The 18,190-nt window shown below is 58.1% G+C and carries 16 protein-coding genes; 9 read left to right on the top strand and 7 right to left on the bottom strand.

Going from position 1 to position 18,190, the window contains the following annotated elements:
* Nucleotides 1–449: 449 nt before the first annotated feature.
* Genes JYK05_RS14735 through JYK05_RS14725 form a run of 3 tightly spaced genes read left to right on the top strand, consistent with a single transcriptional unit; the run spans nt 450 to nt 3,872 of the window.
* Nucleotides 450–2,201: a phospholipase D-like domain-containing protein gene (locus JYK05_RS14735; RefSeq protein WP_175940997.1), complete on the top strand. Its 1,752-nt coding sequence runs from the start codon at nt 450–452 to the stop codon at nt 2,199–2,201.
* 48 nt (nt 2,202–2,249) lie between these two features.
* Nucleotides 2,250–2,789: a histidine phosphatase family protein gene (locus tag JYK05_RS14730; RefSeq protein WP_241269967.1), complete on the top strand. Its 540-nt coding sequence runs from the start codon at nt 2,250–2,252 to the stop codon at nt 2,787–2,789.
* 33 nt (nt 2,790–2,822) lie between these two features.
* A complete protein-coding gene (locus JYK05_RS14725) occupies nt 2,823–3,872 on the top strand; it encodes a DUF2278 family protein (protein WP_206469205.1) in 1,050 nt (349 codons plus the stop codon).
* A 661-nt stretch (nt 3,873–4,533) separates the two neighbouring features.
* Here the strand turns inward: JYK05_RS14725 and JYK05_RS26350 are convergent.
* From JYK05_RS26350 to JYK05_RS14705, 5 genes are all read right to left on the bottom strand, one after another.
* Nucleotides 4,534–4,920: a hypothetical protein gene (locus tag JYK05_RS26350; protein WP_241269966.1), complete on the bottom strand. Its 387-nt coding sequence runs from the start codon at nt 4,918–4,920 to the stop codon at nt 4,534–4,536.
* Between the two features lie 37 nt (nt 4,921–4,957).
* On the bottom strand, nt 4,958–5,599 hold the full coding sequence (locus JYK05_RS14715; protein WP_175940994.1) for a hypothetical protein: 642 nt from the start codon (nt 5,597–5,599) through the stop codon (nt 4,958–4,960).
* A 240-nt stretch (nt 5,600–5,839) separates the two neighbouring features.
* Nucleotides 5,840–6,064, bottom strand: a complete 225-nt coding sequence (locus tag JYK05_RS26580) for a BPSL0761 family protein (RefSeq protein ID WP_305870083.1) — start codon at nt 6,062–6,064, stop codon at nt 5,840–5,842.
* Entirely contained in the window at nt 6,051–6,386 is a 336-nt protein-coding gene (locus JYK05_RS14710) for a hypothetical protein (RefSeq protein WP_175940993.1), read from the bottom strand. The genes JYK05_RS26580 and JYK05_RS14710 overlap by 14 nt, the downstream gene beginning before the upstream one ends.
* 831 nt (nt 6,387–7,217) lie before the next feature.
* Nucleotides 7,218–7,763 carry a DUF6471 domain-containing protein gene (locus JYK05_RS14705; protein ID WP_206469204.1) on the bottom strand — a complete coding sequence of 182 codons (546 nt, stop codon included), beginning with the start codon at nt 7,761–7,763 and terminating at the stop codon, nt 7,218–7,220.
* 153 nt (nt 7,764–7,916) lie between these two features.
* Between JYK05_RS14705 and JYK05_RS14700 the strand changes: the two genes are divergently transcribed.
* Nucleotides 7,917–8,417, top strand: a complete 501-nt coding sequence (locus JYK05_RS14700) for an HAD domain-containing protein (protein WP_175940991.1) — start codon at nt 7,917–7,919, stop codon at nt 8,415–8,417.
* Between the two features lie 602 nt (nt 8,418–9,019).
* On the opposite strand, the gene JYK05_RS14695 is transcribed toward JYK05_RS14700, so the two are convergent.
* Nucleotides 9,020–9,271 carry a DUF6471 domain-containing protein gene (locus tag JYK05_RS14695; RefSeq protein WP_175940990.1) on the bottom strand — a complete coding sequence of 84 codons (252 nt, stop codon included), beginning with the start codon at nt 9,269–9,271 and terminating at the stop codon, nt 9,020–9,022.
* A 146-nt stretch (nt 9,272–9,417) separates the two neighbouring features.
* Here JYK05_RS14695 and JYK05_RS14690 point away from each other — a divergent pair, with 146 nt between their 5' ends.
* From JYK05_RS14690 to JYK05_RS14680, 3 genes are read left to right on the top strand one after another with little or no spacing between them, the layout of a single operon-like run.
* Nucleotides 9,418–12,129 carry a Mu transposase C-terminal domain-containing protein gene (locus JYK05_RS14690; RefSeq protein WP_206469203.1) on the top strand — a complete coding sequence of 904 codons (2,712 nt, stop codon included), beginning with the start codon at nt 9,418–9,420 and terminating at the stop codon, nt 12,127–12,129.
* Nucleotides 12,130–12,138: 9 nt separating this feature from the next.
* A complete protein-coding gene (locus JYK05_RS14685; protein ID WP_175940988.1) occupies nt 12,139–13,134 on the top strand; it encodes an AAA family ATPase in 996 nt (331 codons plus the stop codon).
* 37 nt (nt 13,135–13,171) lie between these two features.
* Nucleotides 13,172–14,488, top strand: coding sequence for a TniQ family protein (locus JYK05_RS14680; protein ID WP_175940987.1), 1,317 nt, complete (start codon nt 13,172–13,174; stop codon nt 14,486–14,488).
* Between the two features lie 807 nt (nt 14,489–15,295).
* Here the strand turns inward: JYK05_RS14680 and JYK05_RS14675 are convergent.
* On the bottom strand, nt 15,296–15,967 hold the full coding sequence (locus JYK05_RS14675) for a hypothetical protein (protein WP_241269965.1): 672 nt from the start codon (nt 15,965–15,967) through the stop codon (nt 15,296–15,298).
* Nucleotides 15,968–17,197: 1,230 nt separating this feature from the next.
* On the opposite strand from JYK05_RS14675, the gene JYK05_RS14670 reads away from it, so the two are divergent.
* Nucleotides 17,198–17,392, top strand: a complete 195-nt coding sequence (locus JYK05_RS14670) for a hypothetical protein (RefSeq protein WP_175940986.1) — start codon at nt 17,198–17,200, stop codon at nt 17,390–17,392.
* Nucleotides 17,393–17,689: 297 nt separating this feature from the next.
* Nucleotides 17,690–18,043 carry a hypothetical protein gene (locus JYK05_RS14665; protein WP_175940985.1) on the top strand — a complete coding sequence of 118 codons (354 nt, stop codon included), beginning with the start codon at nt 17,690–17,692 and terminating at the stop codon, nt 18,041–18,043.
* Nucleotides 18,044–18,190 lie beyond the last annotated feature (147 nt).

Genomic DNA, 18,190 nt, shown 5'->3' with positions numbered 1-18,190 from the left:
GTTCCACGGCGCCTGTATGCGCTGCACGTGGCTGCGGATCTGCAAAACGAAAATATATGTGCCCACAACGCGAGAAGTCCCGCTCGCCGTGCTTTTTAGTGCATCCAGAGAACCGTCATTTACGCGAGATACGACCAAGGCAACGAAGCGCGTCCGCAGGCGAATGGGCGCTTGCCCAAGCGACAAGTCGGCAGCCTCGGAGTTATGCGCGCTAACTGAGATGCCGTTACAAGTTTATGCCCTGATCCTGTCTTGGCAACGGCCTGAAAGCTATTCCATAGCGCTCTGACACTAAAACGTCACCTTCGCCGATTCTTCCACGCACTATTCTTTCTGCTATCTCGCGATCGTCGTCGCATGCCCGCGCAAGAAAGCAAGGCAAGCTGACAGCGGTTAGCGGGCATCTCCGCAGCGCATCCGCAGTTGTGACCAACCAAGAAGGAGGCGTGATGACACAAGTTTTCAATGCAGCAGCGTCCGCTCAAGGATTGACGGTTAAGGCTTATATGGGCGACCGGTGTGTCTTGCTGGCGTTCAGTCTTGCCGACCATCTTACCGATCAGCTAGCTGGGTTCGCAATTCGAAGAACGCCCGCATCAACCGTTAATTGGACCTGGCTCGGAAACCGTCTGAACTTCGAAGGGGCATACCCAGACCCGCACCTTTCGAAGGAAGGAAAGTTTTTTTCGTCCGACAAGGCACCGTTTCAGAAATTCTGGTGGGTCGATTTTCCACCTGACGGGTCTTCCGGAAGGTTCCGCTACGAAGTTGTAGTGAAGCGCTTCAAGGACGAAGGAACCACCGATCTCATAGACGACCAGCGCGTCGACCTCGAAATTGACGTTGGCCCCTTCAAGGATGGCCAAATCGAAATCGCGTTCACCCGAGGATATCTTTCGTCACAGGCATACGCCGATAAATTTCACAACGCACCTTTCCAACCGAAGAAAAACGAAGGCGGCTGGAATTTTTTGACGACGCCGTTCAAGGAAGAGTGGACCTGGCTTGGCGGTCACGGCCGCCAGGCGATCATCGATTTCCTGAACGACTGCCACGCCGATACGACCTGTACGCTGGATGCAATGGTCTATGACTTGAACGAGCCCGACCTCATCACGGCTCTTGAATTAATGGCAAAGGCGGGACGGCTGCGTCTCCTTTCAGACAACGATCCTAAACAGCACGGAGACGATACGTCAGCTGGCCAGGCATACGCTGCTATCAAGAGCGCCGCGGCTGCGGAACAAGAAGGCAACTTCAAACGAGGACATTTTGGTCGGTTCCAACATAACAAGGTATTGATCAAACGCGATGAGAGCCGAAAAGCCGTGCGCGTTCTAACGGGATCGACTAACTTCTCGATCACCGGCCTTTACGTCAACGCTAATCATGTCGTCGTCTTCGACAACGAAGCTGTCGCAGAAAAATACGGTACGGCGTTCCAAGCTGCCTTCGACGCAGATTTGCACCGGCCGGCGTTCGAGCAAGACGACATTTCGCAGCATGAGTACGACGTCGCAGAAGTCGGTTTGCCGGCTTTGAAGCTATCGTTCGCTCCTCACAAGGAGCCAACCTTTTCACTCAATACTCTCCTCGATGCCGTGAGCCACGCCGAAAGCTCAGTGATCTTTGCAGTGATGGAATTGAGCGGGAAGGGTAACGTTTTGGAAGCTTTACGAAAGATCCACGAAAACCCCAAGGTGTTTTCTTATGGCATCTCTGACGATGTTGATGAAAGCGACAACACAATCAACGGGACGACGGTGTACAGCCCCAGAACACTTGCGGGCGAACTGGTGTATTCAAAGGAAAACCCAGAAAAGTTCCCCCCACCGTTCAACACCGAACTCGAAGTGCACGGTGCAGCAGCGCACGTAGTTCATCACAAGTTCGTTGTTGTGGATTTCAACGGCACTAAGCCCGTGGTATTCGGTGGATCGTCCAATCTCGCCGATGGCGGCGAACAACTCAATGGTGACAATCTGTTCGCGATATACGACCGAGCCATTGCGACGGTTTTTGCGATCGAAGGTCTGCGCCTTGTCGACCACTATGCGTTCGCAGCAGCGCTAAAACGGGAGGAGTCGGACGGCGCGGCACCGAAGCCACTCTCCCTGAAACAGGACAAGGACAAGTGGTACGCGCCCTACTACGAAGACGGCAACATACGGCAGACAGAACGACTGCTTTTTAACCGGTAACCTTGGCGCGCTAATCCATCGAGGCTACGCAAAATGACTGAGAAGATAATGATCATCCGCCACGCGGAGAAGCCGAACCATGTGACGGCCGGCGTTGACGCGAACGGGCAGCACGACAACAAATCACTGACGCCGCAGGGCTGGCAGCGCGCCGGCGCACTCGTCCAGTTCTTCGCGCCGGGCGACGGAGGCGAGCCACAAGCGCCTCTCGCGCGCCCGGAACATCTCTTCGCGGCCTTCTACGATGCTGCGTCAGACGACGATAGCAAGCGCCCCTACGAGACCATCGAACCGCTTGCCCAGCATCTCGACCCGTCTATTTCCATCGACGACTCGGTCGGAAAAGACGATATTGAGAGCTTGGTCCAGAAGGTCACAGCGACGGATGGTCCGGTGCTTATCGCATGGGAGCACAAGCGCATCCCGTCAATCGCACGATCGCTCCTCTCGAGGGAGGAGCCGGTGCCGGACTGGCCAGACAATCGATTCGACATGGTCTGGGTTTTCGATCGGACCGGCGAGACCTGGCGTCTCACTCAGGTACCGCAGCTTCTGCTGGCGGGAGACCTGCCAACGCACTTCAGCTGACCAAAACGTCGCGGCTCACAACGGAGCTTTGAAATGGGACATATCGCTTATAGTTACCTGAAGGGAAAGATTGATCGCTTCAAGCCAACACCGTCGGGTAACCCTCATCTGTGGATGCTCGTCGACGCAGGCCCGGACTCGTTTTTCGCAACGGTCAACGTGCAGTCGTCCAAGGACGCACCCGGTTCTCCCGTTGCTGAAACGTATCTCGACTTTTTCATCGACGAAGATTACCGAAATCCAGTGCTCAACCGTATTCGCGAGCTGGAGCCAGGCCTTCAAAACCAGACCACCAGCTACGACGCCGGTGCGCTGGACTATATCAAGGGAAACTTGTTCGATCCACGCAAGATGCGGGTGCTGCCGAGTCAGAGTCAGGGCGGTGACGATCTGGTCCACCGTCTTTCGGGGTTGCTTACTCTCGCGCGCGAACAAAACGACGATATTGTCATATTCGGAAGCCAGTTTCGCACCTCGCCACACCAGACCGATGCTGTCTTCGGTGAGACGCCACGATTTGGTATCGACAACACGCACATGGCACAAGGCGATCCGCCCGACATCGACGAGCGACTCCATGAAAATGGACCGTGGCACGACGGCGCAATTTTCCTCTTGAGCACGAACACCGATCGTGTCACGGCAATCTTCCTTGCTTTCCAGACTCAGTCGTGGCAGACAGATTCGCACGGGCAGCAGGTAGATGCGAGCACCGGGTTCGAGGCGCCGCGTTACGATTTCGCTGGCGGCGGTCTCGGCAATCCTATGCCGGCGCCCCCGCCTAAGGCTGAGCTCACTTCGCTCAATCGGCTTGCGGATGGCACAGGAAAGCTGGTCGTCGCAAACATGTCCTCCAAACCGTTGGATGTTTCCGGCTGGTCAGTCACGACACCGACAAGCTCGTTCCCCCTTCCCGCTACAACTATTGAACCGGGCCAGCCACTCGCAGTCGTTCTGACAGATGACCTCATTACCGACGCTGGCGGTATTCTCTCCCTACTCGACGATCGCGGTCTTAGGGTGGACGGAGTCGCATATTCCGGCGGCCCTGCGGCAGGATGGAGCACGTGCTTTGCCGATTGAGGCCTCGTCTTCGAGGCATTTGCATATCGGAGAGACCTTGCGCCGCGGCCCTGCTGCTCTCGTTACCAGCGAAGGCTAGCCCGCAGCGTCTCTCGACGTCGCTGCGGGCAGCGTTGGTCGTGGTGGAAGTTCTCATAGACGAAGCTGTGAAGCGGTCGCCGCTTGGAGCGATAGTTCAGCTTTTACGCCAACGGCGACAAATTCTAGGTCCATTCGTCCGCTGGAATCGATCTTATGGACGGGCTATGACGCGGGATTCGGTCGATTATCTTCAGCCTGCTCGTGATAAGCATCGCACTCGCGGCGGTGCCAAGGACAATCGAGGACCAAGAGGCTTGGGACGGCGGACGCTGACAGCGCAAGGTGCATGTGGGTCCTACCGACCGCACTTGGCCTGGCGACGGTTCTTCGCCCCGTTGTCCCCAGCGTTATCAACAAATTCTGTGGATAACCCCGGTGCGGACTTACGTCCCCGGAATGCCAAACGTGCACCACGTGTTGCCCTAAATCGACAGACGCGATTTGGGTTATTACATACACGGGCAACCAGGGATTGCAGTCGAGCGTACATCCGTCACCGACGCCGCCCACAGCCGATCGCCGAGCTGTCGACGTCACCCTCAGTTTTCCGCCGCGCACCTGCCAACGCCTGGCAGCTTACTCACTTCGCTCGTGAAAGCATCGCGCGGCACCGTTCCAACTCCTCGCTCAGCGAATCGATTTCCGCCTGCATGCGATTCGCCCTCTGCAAGAGCTGCCCAATCTCGTGCCAGTAGGCATATCTCAAGTCCCCGTCCGCCAACGCCAATTCGTGGATTTTTCGAAGCGCGACCGTCAGGTCGATATGATTTTCAGCACGCGTATCCTCCTCTTCGACGGTATCCGAGCCTTGACCTTCCGGCGGCGATCCGCGGGAGCGCCCAAACAAGACACCTTCGTTCACGTACCTCGTTTTGATGCGCAATACCACCAAGCTGAGAACGAATCCAATCGCGGGGACGATCAGCAGCGCTGGATACCTCAAAGCGAACGCCCAAAGCTCTCTCATGGTTTCACGCTTTCCGCGTACCCAGTACGTTACCCTTCTAAAGCTTCTGGGACCGTCCTACGAGGGCTGCGGCGATCCTCAACACCTGCGTCACTTCACCACGCGTCAGTGCCTGGAGCGGCGTGAAATCGGCAAGCGACCCGTTCGGCTCCGTGAAGAAGCCCCACTTGCTCCATCCGTCCAAGCCACCCAGTCGCCGCACGATCTTCGCGAGATGCTTGCGGTTCAGTTCGTTTGCCAGAAAGAACGCGGGATAGTACTGCGTGCCCTCAACATCGACGTCGAAGATACGACGTCGGGCGACGTCTTTCCTCAGCCTCTTCTCTGAGATACTCAAAGCCTGACAGACGATTTCCGCGCGCAACAACTTGCCCTCAGCTACAAGGGCCGCCTCCCGCGACATCCGGCGTTGCGATCTACGCTTGGCGCGACCGCGTAGTTGCTCGCCTTCCTCGCGGATCGCACGAAGGTCCAAGTTCAGCGCCGTAGCCCGACCGATGGTTCGCGCGAGAGAGATTTTGAAGCGTCGCCCGAGTTCAGCATCCGGAAGGTCCAAAAGCGCTTCGGCTGCTATCGGGTCAAATAGAATCATCGCCACGGCGGCGCGGCGAAATGCGAGCTGCAGCCGAGCGTCGTCGAGCGCTCGGTTTCTCTTTCGCGCGCGTGCAGACCGTTGCATCGTCACTCCTTACCGTTCGCACCGGTAATGCCCCTCCCAAAGCTTCGAGCAGCCGTGTGGTTGACGCCTCCACACACGAATCGAGGTACGACACCCAGCCAGAACCGCAGCCAAGGACCAGCGATCGGACGCTATGCCCTGAGCAATGAGCAAACCTACTTCGGCGATCGCTCGGCAGATGGTCCGCAAACCAACCCTCGCGTCTTCGCAGCCCACAGCGCCACCCCTGGCTGCCCTCACTCATCGATGCTCCCTGCGGCTAGCAATCTTCGCCGGTTCCGCCCACAGACTCGGTAGCGCGATCGCGGATACATCGATGTCGGCTTCGCTCGGGTAGTGTCTGAGCAGCGTCATGGCTAACGTTCGCACCAGGTCCGCGCAATACGGGCCGCGCCCATCCGCGAGAGTTACCAGCAGGTCGCGCGCGCCCACAACGGCACGCGTCCTCTGCTCAGCGGTGCTCATGTTCGCCCCACGATTCCATCTTGTCCGTCACGTCGATGCATTCCTCGACGCCGTTTGCCCTACACCAGCGCTCCCAGACATACTGCGCGTCATCGGCATACCCACTCTCGCCGACCAGCGTGTAGACTCGCCCGGACCGGGTTGATCCTTGCGACGCTTCAGAATCAAAAGTCTCGATGGCCGAACTGACACGCCCCGTTCGACCGCTCGCGTTCAAACCAACAAAGTGACGAGTATGTTGCGGAAAAATCTGGAAGATTCGCCATTCGAGCAGGCGAATACACGGCTCGCTCGATATAGGGCGAACAGTCCAGATTGGCATGATTGCCCTCGACAGGAGGGCCGGCACCGAGCACGTGCTCAGCTTTAGTGCCGACTGCCCGAGATACCGGGCGGCGAATGTCGCGGCGAGACGGTTCGAATTTGACTTGTTGGCTCGGCCGACCGCATGGGAAACTTTATGCGGTGTGTGCCTCAAAGTATAGATCTTCGTAGGCGAGAAAAGCAAGGAGAGCGCGCCGTCTGCCGATGATGGTTGCTGACACAACCTCATGTTCAGAGCAAGTTCGTTGACAACTGCGATGTCGAACTAGAGCCAAAGTCTCCCGAGTGGCAGACGGTAATGAACTGCTCTATTTAAGTGAAAACCCATGTAGCCCTCTCAGCGAAAGAGCAAACACGCCGAGAGGACCTTCCGCGCACCGTCACAGAAGTTCTTCGGTGGTACAGGTCTCGCGATGCAGTCCTCCGCAGGCTGGTACGTCGGCGCGTCGCCTGATCCAACAAGCCTCGCGGTAGGTCCGCCCAGCCAAGATCGTCGGATCCATACTTCGAGTCTCGGGTGGCCTCGATGAGATCAATCGCGAGCCCAGTGTGGACCATGTTGACTGCCGGCGATGAGCAGCCCGGATTGTATGGAATGCGGCGGCAAAGGAGGTCGCAGTGATGCGCGGCTGGCTAGAGTGCGAGGCGGCGCGTTGCCCGAACCGGCTGGTGGTGTACGCGCCGGCGGAACTCGTGCCGGGGTGGCCGGCGTCGCAAATCGGACAGTTGACGGCGGCAAGACTGGAAGTCAGCCCTCAGGCCGATCTTGTCCCGCGTGGGTATTCTCACGCGCGCCTCTAGGCCATTGTGCGAGAAATCCAAGGAAATCTTAGTCATCCGCAGATCGTTGTTCGCGCAACGTTCTGTTTGCCGCGACTTCGTTGACGGCGGCGATGTCCAAATAGAGCCACAGGGCGTCAAAGCGGCAGACCGTCGCGCTTTGGAAATACAACGCCGCGCTGAACGTCCCGTCCTCTATCTGGCTCTCGAGCGATTCCGCGTCAACATGTACGCCGACCTCCTCAAGCCGACTACTCAACATGTCCGTGTCCAGCCAAGGCTGAGCTGAGAGGTCTGCCCTGAAGACCCGTGTCGCACGTGCCTCCCAAGACTCATTATTCTGTTTCGGACACAACCATGTGCCCGGAAGCGCAGACCCCGCCGCGCGGAGCACCTGGAGAAAGAAGGTGAAGCGAAAAGTACCTCGATGCACCTTACCTTCGATCGAACGTGCCGACTCCTGAACCCCGCCCTCGACAAGCCGGCGTGCGAGGTCTTCATAATTCACACCCCTATGCACCAACGCGGCCCGAACCGCTCTGGACGCGAGATGAGCCCAGGCTGAGTCGACGGTCTGCCCTTCTTCCCCTTGCATTTTCGCCGCCATGTGCTTGAATTCACCAATGAATACCCATGCCGCCTCTCAACACAAAGAAAAACTGCTCGAGAGGACTCCCTCCCCGCCGCAATCCAACAAAGGAGGTCCCCAGCGCCTGCAGACAACTCGCGGCATACGAGCATGGCCGCCATGGACTACCCGATCTCGATCCTCTACCTCGGTGTCGAAGGAGTTCTGCTTCGCACCCACGCACGCAGCCATACCGGCGAGTGCACTGCGCGCACACTACCTCGCCCGGAGCCCTTATCACTACTCGAACCAGTGTCCACCATCGTCGCGCACGAGACGAAGCTCGCGATCGTCCTCAACAGTTGGCTGGTGGTCGACTACGGTTTCCGACGACTCCTTCGCCTCCTACCGGCTGGTATAGCACAAAAAGCGATTGGCGCAACAATCAGCGGCAATCGGCTGCACAGTCGTCCAGTCGAGTACCGCGCAAGAGCCGAATTGCTACGTGAGGACGTGGCGAGACGCAAGCCCACTCAGATCATCATCGTCGATGCCTCGCGAAGTGCAATTCCTACCGAGCTACTACATCGATCTATCTGTGTGAGCGAGTCGGACATCAAGTGTCCAGCCGAGTTTGTCGCCACTTTGCGTCGGTTCGTTGACTCGCAGAGCTTAGATTAGGTCGCAGTGCTACCTTTCATCGTGCGTTCGACCACGCTCGAACGCAAAGGTGCCACTTCCGGCCTTCGACGCGACGGGTTAAAGCGTGTAACCCTCGCGTCAATCCGCTCCGTAAAACGCGCTGCGCAGATGAACTCACCGGCCCCCAAGCAAACCTCAGTTGGAACCTGGAAAATGAAAACCTCAAAGAGAGAACTTCGCGAAGAATGGGCCGGGACGGTCTGGCCCGCCTTGGAATTCTGGATGCTCAGATCGCGTGTTAGCCGACGCGACCTCGACGTGGATATGCTGGAAGATGTCGTTTCGAACCTTCGACGTCCCACCTTCAAGGGGTACCTCAAAGCGACGAGACGTGACGCACAAAAGCCGGCGCAGCAGCGCTACCCGCAAGCCGCCGCATTGTTCCGTGCCACCCTGGCTACGCGAGTTCCGACCCATACGCTCCACCTCCGTCGCCTGTTGATGCAGTGGCAACGCGAACCATTTTCTCGCACGGAACCGGAGTAGCCGTGATGGCGGAGGCGGCGATGTCGACCGAGAGAGAGAAGATCAACGCCAACACTGCACCGGCAGCGACCGGTGCAACGGAGCGATCCATTTTGCTAGCTGGAGGTTTCCTCCTCCATCGCGTCGAGGCATGCGAGCATGAAGGCCGCGGAGAACCGTTTGCGATTGATCTTGCGGTTAAGCTGACCCGCAGACTCAACGACTCCGAGGCGCTCAAGCCGAAGCGCCAACTCCTTAAAGCTGAGTTTGAGTTCGTTCATCTTCGACACGATGAGCTCCCTCGCCTCCTCCTCCCACTCCTCGTAGACATTATCCGTTTCCGGAACCGCATTCGGTCGTTTGCTCATTGCTTGCTTCTTGGTTCGTTTGATCCTTCACGCTCGCTGTCTGCACTTGCGCTATATAGCATTTCATCGTATGCGCGCCGCTCGGGTCACATCGACAACGCGCCTCCCTACACGATCTCATCCTGATTGCGTTCCCGCCACACGCCATGCTGAGCAAATCTCAACTTGCTGAGCTTTTTGAACGCCTCGGCACGCCGCCTGCCGGCCAGAAGCTCGTCGCGCACGCGCGGTTGCACGCACCGGTTCGCGACGTGAGCTCTCGAGGTGGGAACGTCATCACCGTTCTCGCGAGTGAGAAGATGGCGCGCGACATCCGGACCGAAAGCCGACATATCGAGTTTGCGGTTGCCGTGACCAAGGAACACGCGAAAGACGTCCTGGAATACTATGCGCAGCCATGCGAGCTCAAGCTCAATCTCGTAGACGAATCCACCGGCGCAATCAAAAAGATCCAGCACGTCCCGGATTATCTCACCATTCGCAGCGACGGCTTCACGCTCGAGGAGTGGAAATCCGAAGCGAAGCTGCTGCGTCTTGCGGAGAAATACCCTTACCGTTACGTTCGTGCGAGCGACGGCCAATGGTGCTCCCCGCAGATTGAGAAGCAGCTTGCCGAGTTGGGTGTGCGGTACCGAGTCTTTAGCGAAGAGTGCATTCCACGTCGACGCATCGAGAATCTCCTTGACTTAGCCGACTATTTCCTGCCGGGAGCGAAACCGCTTTCTCCGGAGAGCGTCGATCGGCTCAACGCCGCCTTAGCTGAACAAGGCGCCCTATCCTTCTTCGAGTTGCTCGAGGCTCCATACGGTTTCTCCGCCGACTTCCTCAATCAGGCCATCGCTGAGAACCTCGTCGCGACAGCTCTCGACCTGGAGCCACTCGCAGACAAGCGAGCGTTCTTTCTCTACCGTGACGCAGCGCTACGCGACCTGCTCATCGCGAATAGCGGCCTCCGGTGGCTGCCCAGAGCGGAGTCCTTCTCGCTCGAAATCGCCGCGGGTTCCCGGTTCCTGTTTGATGGCCAGGAGCTGACGATGGCCCTCGTCGGAGAGGAATCGATCGTGTGCAGTCGGCAGGATGGCACGAACGTCGAGCTCACGCGTGATTGGATTGAACTTGCGCACGAAAAGAATCAAATCACAGCAGTCCCTACCGAGGGAACAACATCAGGTACGGACGTTAGTCGATACTCGCAGGCGGAACTGGAAACCGCCCTTCGCAGACAGACGATCCTCGACTCGATGAATACCGACGGACACGTATCGTCGCGGACACTTAGACGTTGGTTGGCTCGACGACTCGTTGCTCTGGCTAACGGTGATAATGCTGCGCTTGCGCTGGTACCCAACAACGCGGCGAAAGGTAATCGGACGCCGAGGCTCACCGAAACGCAGTTCACCCGCATGGACGAGGTCATCGACACCGAGTGGCGCACCAGCGACGCCATCAACTACACGGTGTGCTACCACCACATGGTCATCGCCTTCGATGGCACGGGCGAGAAGGCTCCTTCATACCCGACCTTGATTGCACGGATCAAAGCGCGCAAGACGAATCGCGACGTACGAACTCGCCATGGAAAACGCATTGCGTACCAGGAAGCTCTTTTCGTCGATGTCCTCTACTACGACACTCCTGTCCACGGCAGTCGCCCCTTCCAATACGTCCATATAGATCATACCGAGGTCGACATCGAGCTCATCTCGAGTCGTACCGGCAAGCCGTTGGGGCGTCCTTGGTTAACGCTGGCAGTTGACGCTTGGTCAAGGCGAGTGCTCGCCTTCTATCTCACTTTCGATCCGCCTTCATATCGCTCGGTCATGATGGTCATTCGGGACTTGGTGCGCCGGTGCAATCGCCTTCCGGAATTTTTCATTGTCGACAACGGTCGCGACTTCATGACACTGGCATTCCAAACGTTCCTTCGTGTGATGCGCACGCATTTGCGCTTCCGTCCAAAAGGAGAACCGCGACATGGTGCGGTACTCGAGCGCATGTTCGGTCGGCTCAACACCGAATACATTCACAACCTCGCGGGCAACACGAAGGCGACAAAGAACATACGGATGGTGACAGGCTCACATCTGCCAAAGAAGCTCGCCGAGTGGACTTTGCGCTGTCTATATCTTGGGCTGCAGCACTGGGCCTTCGATTATTACGACCAGCAGACACATCCCGCGTTGGGCGAATCACCGCGAGATGCGTTTCGCCGTGGCCTACGAGAGAACGGACACCGCCCTCAACGGCACATCGTGTTTAATCGGGATTTCCTGATCGCGACCTGTCCGCCCGTCGACCGCTCCGGCGTCCGTACAGTGAACTCTCAGCGCGGCGTGAAAGTCGACAATCGATTCTATTGGAATCCATCCTTCAAGTTGCCAAAGGTCGCTGGCGAGTCGCTGGCAACGCGCAACGATCCGTGGGACAAGTCATCTGTCTACGTCCTGCTAAAAGACGGATGGGTTCGAGCCATCAGTAGAAGCCTCTACGGGCTTGGTCAACTGACTGAAGTGGACAAACGTGCTCTGACTGCCGAATACAACAGCCATCTCACAGCGCCTGCTGACGACGAGCAACATGCCCAGCGCCTGCGGGAGTTCCTTCGGGTGTTCAAGCCAGAAGGAGCACTCGCATTGGAGCTCGAGCGGCAGTCGGAGAACAAGGACCTGTACACCGGACTGCATATGGCGAACATCGAACCCATCGCAGCCCCTCATCGCAGCGTGCTGGTAGGCGAGCCGCCCGCTGCGCGCAGACTGGCATCTGAATATTGCTCCTCTGATGGCGCACCGCTGGCTCGGGAGCTGGACGTCGGTGGTGCTGTGCTTGCGGACCTTGATCACTTCGCCGACTTATAGGAGGCTCAAATGAACGCCGGACATGGCAACGAGAAGTCGCACGTCGATTCACAGATTGAAGTGTTGGCTGCGAAGCGTATCAGACACACGCGCGTGACCGAGGTGATGACTGAACTCGACACACTGATCTATGAGGGCAGCCAGGACAGTATCTTGCTGGTGTGCGGCCCCAGCGGCGCCGGCAAGACGACACTCGCCAAGCACATCGTCAACAATGCTCTTAAACAAGCGCACGGTCAACTCGAAAGACAACGTGGGATCATTCCCGCGCTCTTCACAGAGGCGCCCTCGTCTGGGGAAAACAACTTCTCCTGGCGTCTCTTCTATCAGCGGATCCTTTCGCAGCTTGACGACGATACGGAGTCTCCGAAGCTGGCTTATGGAGTCGACCCGGAAACCGGCCGAATGAACAAGCCTCGCGCCGCCAACCGGGCAACAACGCTCGCGGCTCTGCGTACAGCAGTCGAGCGCGGCCTTCGCGCGCGACAGGTGCGGTTCCTAGTTATCGACGAAGCCGCACACATCATTCGGCAGACTCGCGGCCGCAATAGACTTGAGATTCAACTCGACACGTTGAAATCGCTGGCGAACCTGTGTGGAACGCAAATGGTGCTCATCGGCTCCTATGACCTGCATCACTTGGTTTCCCTCTCGGGGCAGCTCGCGCGCAGAACTCACGTGGTTCATTTCGAACGCTACCGGCAAGATCGGCCTGAGGACGTCCAGGCGTTCGAGCGTTGCGTCTCCGGATTTGAGAAAACGCTTCCCGAACTGTGGGGCGGAAAGCTCACAAAATATTCGAAAGCGCTTCATGAGAACACCTTGGGGTGCATAGGCACCCTCAGCGGCGTACTCGTCCGTGCGGCCCGATTCGCGACTATCACGAATATGTGGACAACCGCCTCTCTACAGCGCGCACTTTTGTCCCAGGCTCAACACAATCGCATCCTCGAGGAGATTCTTGATGGTGAATCGGGAATCGGCCCCAACCTGATCGCTGCATGACCGCATCTGAGACGGCCAGTTTGCCACGGACGACCTGATGGAAGACGACAATTGCCCTCCACGCTCGGCGCTTTATGCATTCCCGCCCATCGGCGTCGGAACCGCGGATGTGGAGAGCCTCACGAGCTACTTCTGCCGCCTCGCAGTGGCACATTGCGTATCTTCAACAGACTTGTTGCACAGAATTTCGAAGTCGTGCGGTTGGTCGGCTCCGCCAAAAAACTTCTGGAAGGATGTGAACCTCAGCGGCATGGGGGATGTCGCGGAACGATATGCGTGCGCGTTGTCGGCGATGACGAGCGTCGAGCGTCTCGACTTGTTGACGCTCCGTCCTTGGCGCAACGTGATCGCACAAAGCAGCAAGCCGCCGGCGACGACTCGATGGTGCGCCGCGTGCTTCGAAGAGGACTTGGTTCAAGGAGGAATGCCCTATTTCCGACTCGCGTGGGATGTCGGCGACATCGATGTTTGCGCAAAGCATGGCACCCGACTCCCGGATGCCTGCTCAGACTGCGGCCGTACCGGGGCGAGGAACAACGCTGCATGCGTTGTTCCTGGATGGTGCTGCTACTGCGGAGCACCTCTCGGCAGAGTTCAAGAGGCGCATGCATCAGCGTCTGCTGCCGAGACGTGGAAAGCTGCGCAGGTCGGGCAGCTTCTGGCCGCGCAGGCTTCGATAATCTCGGCACCGGATCGCGGCGCCATGATGGAGCGAGTTCGGAAGCTTGTCGACCAACTCGACGACGGGATGAGCGCAAGGTTCGCGCGGCGTATCGGCTCGAACAAGTCAACCGTGCATTACTGGTTCAAGCAAGGCGTCCCCACACTTGCGGCTCACTTGCGTATCGCATCGCAGACGGGCGTGTCGCTCCTGGCGCTGCTGACTGGATGTGTTGATGGCGAGGTTCCGTGCTTGCGTGAAACTCCTTCGTTGGCAGAACTGTTCCCCGACTACAGGAAGCGCGCATCGCCGCGCCAGCGCGACGGCGCCGGCATCAAGGAGCAGATGGACAAAGTGCGTCAATCAGATATTCCTATCAGCGTGAGAGAGGCGGCGCGGCAACTGGAGGTGCATCGGCGACAACTCTACCGTATCGACAATGCGAAGGCGGGCGTCATCGCGGCAAAGTGGACAGCACAACAGCGCGGCCGTAGCGAGGTACACCGACTTGAAGCTGGGAAAGCGATCGAAGCGGCAGTCGAGGACATTCTCGCGACAGGGAGAGCACCGAATCTACGCGAGCTGCAGCAGCTCGTTCCTCGCGAGGTTCTTGGCGGTGTTCGTGGAGTGTTCGCGATGATCCAGGAGGGGACACGGAAAATCGAGGAGTCGAAGTCCGCAACATTGCCATGAAAATCTCTGTCGCATAGTCTGCGAACTGCCATATTCGGGGAGAGCGACTGACAGCCAAGAACGCGCGCGGCTCTGAAGACGCGCACCTCCCATTCATTTGCGGCGAGTCCTTACACCGGGAACCGGCGACGCTTCTGCAAACGGCGTGAACCGCTCCGCGATAATCACGTTTGTCAGTACCTGCTGCAAGGGAACACCAGCGATGTCCGCTCCTGCCCACAGTTGTAAAGCTCCGCTTCCCAAGAAGGATACTATGCTCTGGAGCCCTTGAGCCGTCGGCTCCGGGTCAGGCTGATGCCGATGCGCCTCGTTGTGCAACGTTCCCACAGGAAAGTCGAACGCACCGAAAGCGTGGTCGGTTCGCTCACCTTCATGCGTCTCGTGCAAAACAGGAACGCGTCGCACCTTCTTCCACTTGTCGATGGCGGCCCATACTTCCGGGGTCGGCCATCTCTGCGACGCAGTAGATTTGCAGCCCGCCAATCTGCGCGCGGATGGTCATCAGCAGGCCATCTGCGCGCGGAATGTACCCAAAGCCGAAACAGGCCCGGCCACTGCTCTTCGACAGCCAACCAGCATCTGCGGGCGCGACCGAACACGTCAGTACCGGAGTGTCGGCGCGCATTCCGATGGGTTTGTTTCGGGCGTACAGGGAGTGACCGCAAGTCTACGATGCCGCCAATACCGACGGGCCAGTGTGCGGTATTGATAGAGATGTGAGCTTGCATATTCCTTATTCCGAAGAGTGTTCGAAGGAGAGAGTAATGGCGCGGCGATCTTTAGCCGCGCATCGTGAGTTCGAGCCAGCTACGCTGAAGCCATATTTCCTAGTCCGAAGGATAAAATCCCGTTTTTCGGTTTCACGTCGTGCAGCCGCCCTCTCACGAAAGGCGCCAGGCGCTCCGCCACCAGAAGGTTGACGAGCACGCGTTCTAGCGGAACGTTGGGAAGGTCGGAGGTAGCCTGCCGCTGCAGCTTCCCGCTGGCAGATAGCGTCACCATGCTTTTCCAGACGTACTCAGTCAACGGCTGCCCAGCGTACTCCCGGAGGTCTTCCATGCCAGACAGGCGCTTCGATATTTCCGGCACGCAGAACGTGCACTCGCGCTCGTTTCCTTTGTCGAAATTGAGCGATATCGGCACCCGGCCGGCGCGCTTCCACCTCGCGAATGCGGCGCAGACCTCCGGGTCCGTCGGGTCGGCCAGCCAGTAGATTTGGGCACCGTTGATTTGCAGTCGCATGGTCATCAGAGGCGAACCTACTCCGATAGCGGCTCCGAAATTCATGCGATACCGAATAACGCCAGCCGGAATGAAAGGTGCATCCTCGTCCGCGATTGGGCAGGAAAGCATAGGGAAATCTGCGGGCAGACCCGCTGCGAGTTTCGACGTGGCGAATCCGCGGAATTGCTCGAGCTTGGTAAGGTTGCCGACAGCAATGAACGGGTCGGCATTGAGAGAAAAGACAGCGTCCAACATAGGTGTTCCTTTGATTCCGATGAGTTCTGCTACGGCGCAGATGCCGTAGCCCCGATGCTTCTCCGCAACGCGTACGGAGGGACATCCTGAAGCAAACTTGCTTCAGGCCCGTGCAGGCGCAACTATCCACGCCGCGCGGCACGAAGATCCAAAGAAACAGCGCCATTGCAGCGGCTGCTTCAGCACCGGGACAACACTCGCCCTCGGAATCCCGCGCTAGCTCAATTCCCTCGAAGAGCAAGCGCAGTCAAAACGTATGATGATTATATCGTGGCGCGGGATTGGTAGCAAGAGTTTGGCTGCGCTATCTGCGCCGGCCAGGTCCGGCAGATTTTTTTCAACTTCTAGATGCGATGAGGATCTCGCCAGCTATACGGCTTCTTTCAGCGCTCCCGTTCTCGCGAGGCGTGCACCGTGTTCGCGATGAAAATCGCTATCGCAGTCTGCCACTCGGGACCCGACATCCTTGCGCGCGACACCTTGACACCGTAGCCTTCCGCAGTATCGATTGCTTTCGCGGTGAGCGAATACGGCGAACCGGCCGTCAGGCGGAGTCGCGCATGTGCCGGCAGCCAAGAGGAACGGTCGAGCTTCGAAATCCATCAGCTTGCGAAAGCTCTTTCGCGAGAGAACGACGAGACAGGCGCGGGCCAGGAACGGAGCCTGGGCGCGTCTCGCGATCGTCGAGCCCTGTCACCCTCCTCCCTGGCTGCCCGCCGCGCAGCGGCCTACACCCCGCTACCGAAAACAGAATCCTTTCAGAGAGAACCTCGAGAGAGCGCTGAGTGGATCGCGATGAAACGCCCTTCGCTGCTAAAACATCGCGCCTCCAACGGCCGACAGACAATCCCGCGCCCGCCCCCGCACGCCCTGGCTGCCAGCCGCGCAGCGGCCCTAGATCGCGCAACGCGAAAAGACACAGTGATGCTTACGCAAGCATCGCCTTTAAGACCGAGCAGATCCTTCTGTGAGAATTTCTCTACTGAGAAATGACAACACCGCTCACTGGAGAAATTCCTCAGTGAGCATATGTGTTTTTAGAGTAGAAAGGCAATGCCGGAGGCCCCTGACGTTAGCGCAGGTGCCCTTCCATCGGTGCTCAAATGACCGACTCCGCCAGACTGTCTCGGGTCCCACGCCTCTAGCTTCGCCAGCGTGTCCGCTTTTTCAGGCCCCATCCCCGTGGTGCGGAATTTCTCCAGCGCGCCACCGGTCACAACCCGTCCACGCTTGGAGGTCACCGCCGAAGCTCTTCAGTCGGAAGAGGCGGCTAACGTCGGGCGGCTTGTGCTCGGCCGACGCGTGACTGTTGACATGTATAACATCGGGCCGCCATTAAAACAATGCGACATTCGCGCTGAAATGTTCTTCGAAATCACGGGCGCTGAAAAAGCCCGTTATTCGATCGTTCCTTTTCAAAAGTGAGATTCCAAACTGATTTGTAACAATACCGTTTCCCGAGTCGAGGGCGCGGCTCAGCCGGTCTCTTCTCATTGAATGAGCGATACATCAAGCACGCCGGCCGAAGGGAATGGGGCAGCACCGCAGACTGGAGCGAACTGAGTTTCAGAACGGCGGATGCGACGTCTTCGTTGGCAGGCCCTATATCCGCTCGCCCGCTTGGACGACCTCGCAACGACAGAGATTGCGCTCTCACCACATCTAACGAAGCGCGGGTCAAACGGGTTTCGGACCATTGGCCGTGGTGTCGAACATGAGCACGTGAAACGAACCAGCCAGATTGCGCTGTTTGGTGACGTGGACTCGGATGGACAACCTATCGAAATTCGGTGCGTCAATTCAGGTGGTTACGAAGCCACATCGTTTGACTTGTTCTCGAAGGAATCGGATGCACAAAAGCAAGCTCGAGAAGACGAAGAGGCGTTCGAGATGAAGGTGGGCGTCCGCTCGGTTTCAGTCGAGGACCTCCTGGCGCTCCTGGCTAGCGGCGACGTCATCTACTGCGATAACACAGAAGTCCCACTCACCGCCGCGGGCGGGCGCTTCCTCGAAGTGGAATCTGTCCCGGACGCAATGAGTGCGCTCGATCTGCTGCAGGCGCCGACACGCCGTTGATCGAAATGGATGGCAAACCAAGTCCTTTCAAGCCGAGGAAGGATGGACCGGGCGGCACAGTCCCGCGTCCGCTTCCCGTCCGGTCGCAGGTCTTGTCAAAGTTTCATTCTGCCATCAATTTCGGTCGTATATGACCGATTCTTCGCA

It is taken from the genome of Caballeronia sp. M1242 (assembly GCF_017220215.1).
Lineage (GTDB): Bacteria > Pseudomonadota > Gammaproteobacteria > Burkholderiales > Burkholderiaceae > Caballeronia.
Note: the sequence above shows the minus strand (reverse complement) of the source record. Positions and strands in the feature narration are given on the sequence as shown.

Bases quoted from the DNA above. Each gene is read 5' to 3' on its own strand.
- JYK05_RS14700 (WP_175940991.1), top strand. From the start codon at position 7,917: ATGGACTACCCGATCTCGATCCTCTACCTCGGTGTCGAAGGAGTTCTG.
- JYK05_RS14715 (WP_175940994.1), bottom strand. From the start codon at position 5,599: ATGCAACGGTCTGCACGCGCGCGAAAGAGAAACCGAGCGCTCGACGAC.
- JYK05_RS14675 (WP_241269965.1), bottom strand. From the start codon at position 15,967: ATGTTGGACGCTGTCTTTTCTCTCAATGCCGACCCGTTCATTGCTGTC.
- JYK05_RS14725 (WP_206469205.1), top strand. From the start codon at position 2,823: ATGGGACATATCGCTTATAGTTACCTGAAGGGAAAGATTGATCGCTTC.
- JYK05_RS14690 (WP_206469203.1), top strand. From the start codon at position 9,418: ATGCTGAGCAAATCTCAACTTGCTGAGCTTTTTGAACGCCTCGGCACG.
- JYK05_RS26350 (WP_241269966.1), bottom strand. From the start codon at position 4,920: ATGAGAGAGCTTTGGGCGTTCGCTTTGAGGTATCCAGCGCTGCTGATC.
- JYK05_RS14695 (WP_175940990.1), bottom strand. From the start codon at position 9,271: ATGAGCAAACGACCGAATGCGGTTCCGGAAACGGATAATGTCTACGAG.
- JYK05_RS26580 (WP_305870083.1), bottom strand. From the start codon at position 6,064: ATGAGCACCGCTGAGCAGAGGACGCGTGCCGTTGTGGGCGCGCGCGAC.
- JYK05_RS14710 (WP_175940993.1), bottom strand. From the start codon at position 6,386: ATGCCAATCTGGACTGTTCGCCCTATATCGAGCGAGCCGTGTATTCGC.
- JYK05_RS14735 (WP_175940997.1), top strand. From the start codon at position 450: ATGACACAAGTTTTCAATGCAGCAGCGTCCGCTCAAGGATTGACGGTT.
- JYK05_RS14730 (WP_241269967.1), top strand. From the start codon at position 2,250: ATGATCATCCGCCACGCGGAGAAGCCGAACCATGTGACGGCCGGCGTT.
- JYK05_RS14680 (WP_175940987.1), top strand. From the start codon at position 13,172: ATGGAAGACGACAATTGCCCTCCACGCTCGGCGCTTTATGCATTCCCG.
- JYK05_RS14705 (WP_206469204.1), bottom strand. From the start codon at position 7,763: ATGCAAGGGGAAGAAGGGCAGACCGTCGACTCAGCCTGGGCTCATCTC.
- JYK05_RS14685 (WP_175940988.1), top strand. From the start codon at position 12,139: ATGAACGCCGGACATGGCAACGAGAAGTCGCACGTCGATTCACAGATT.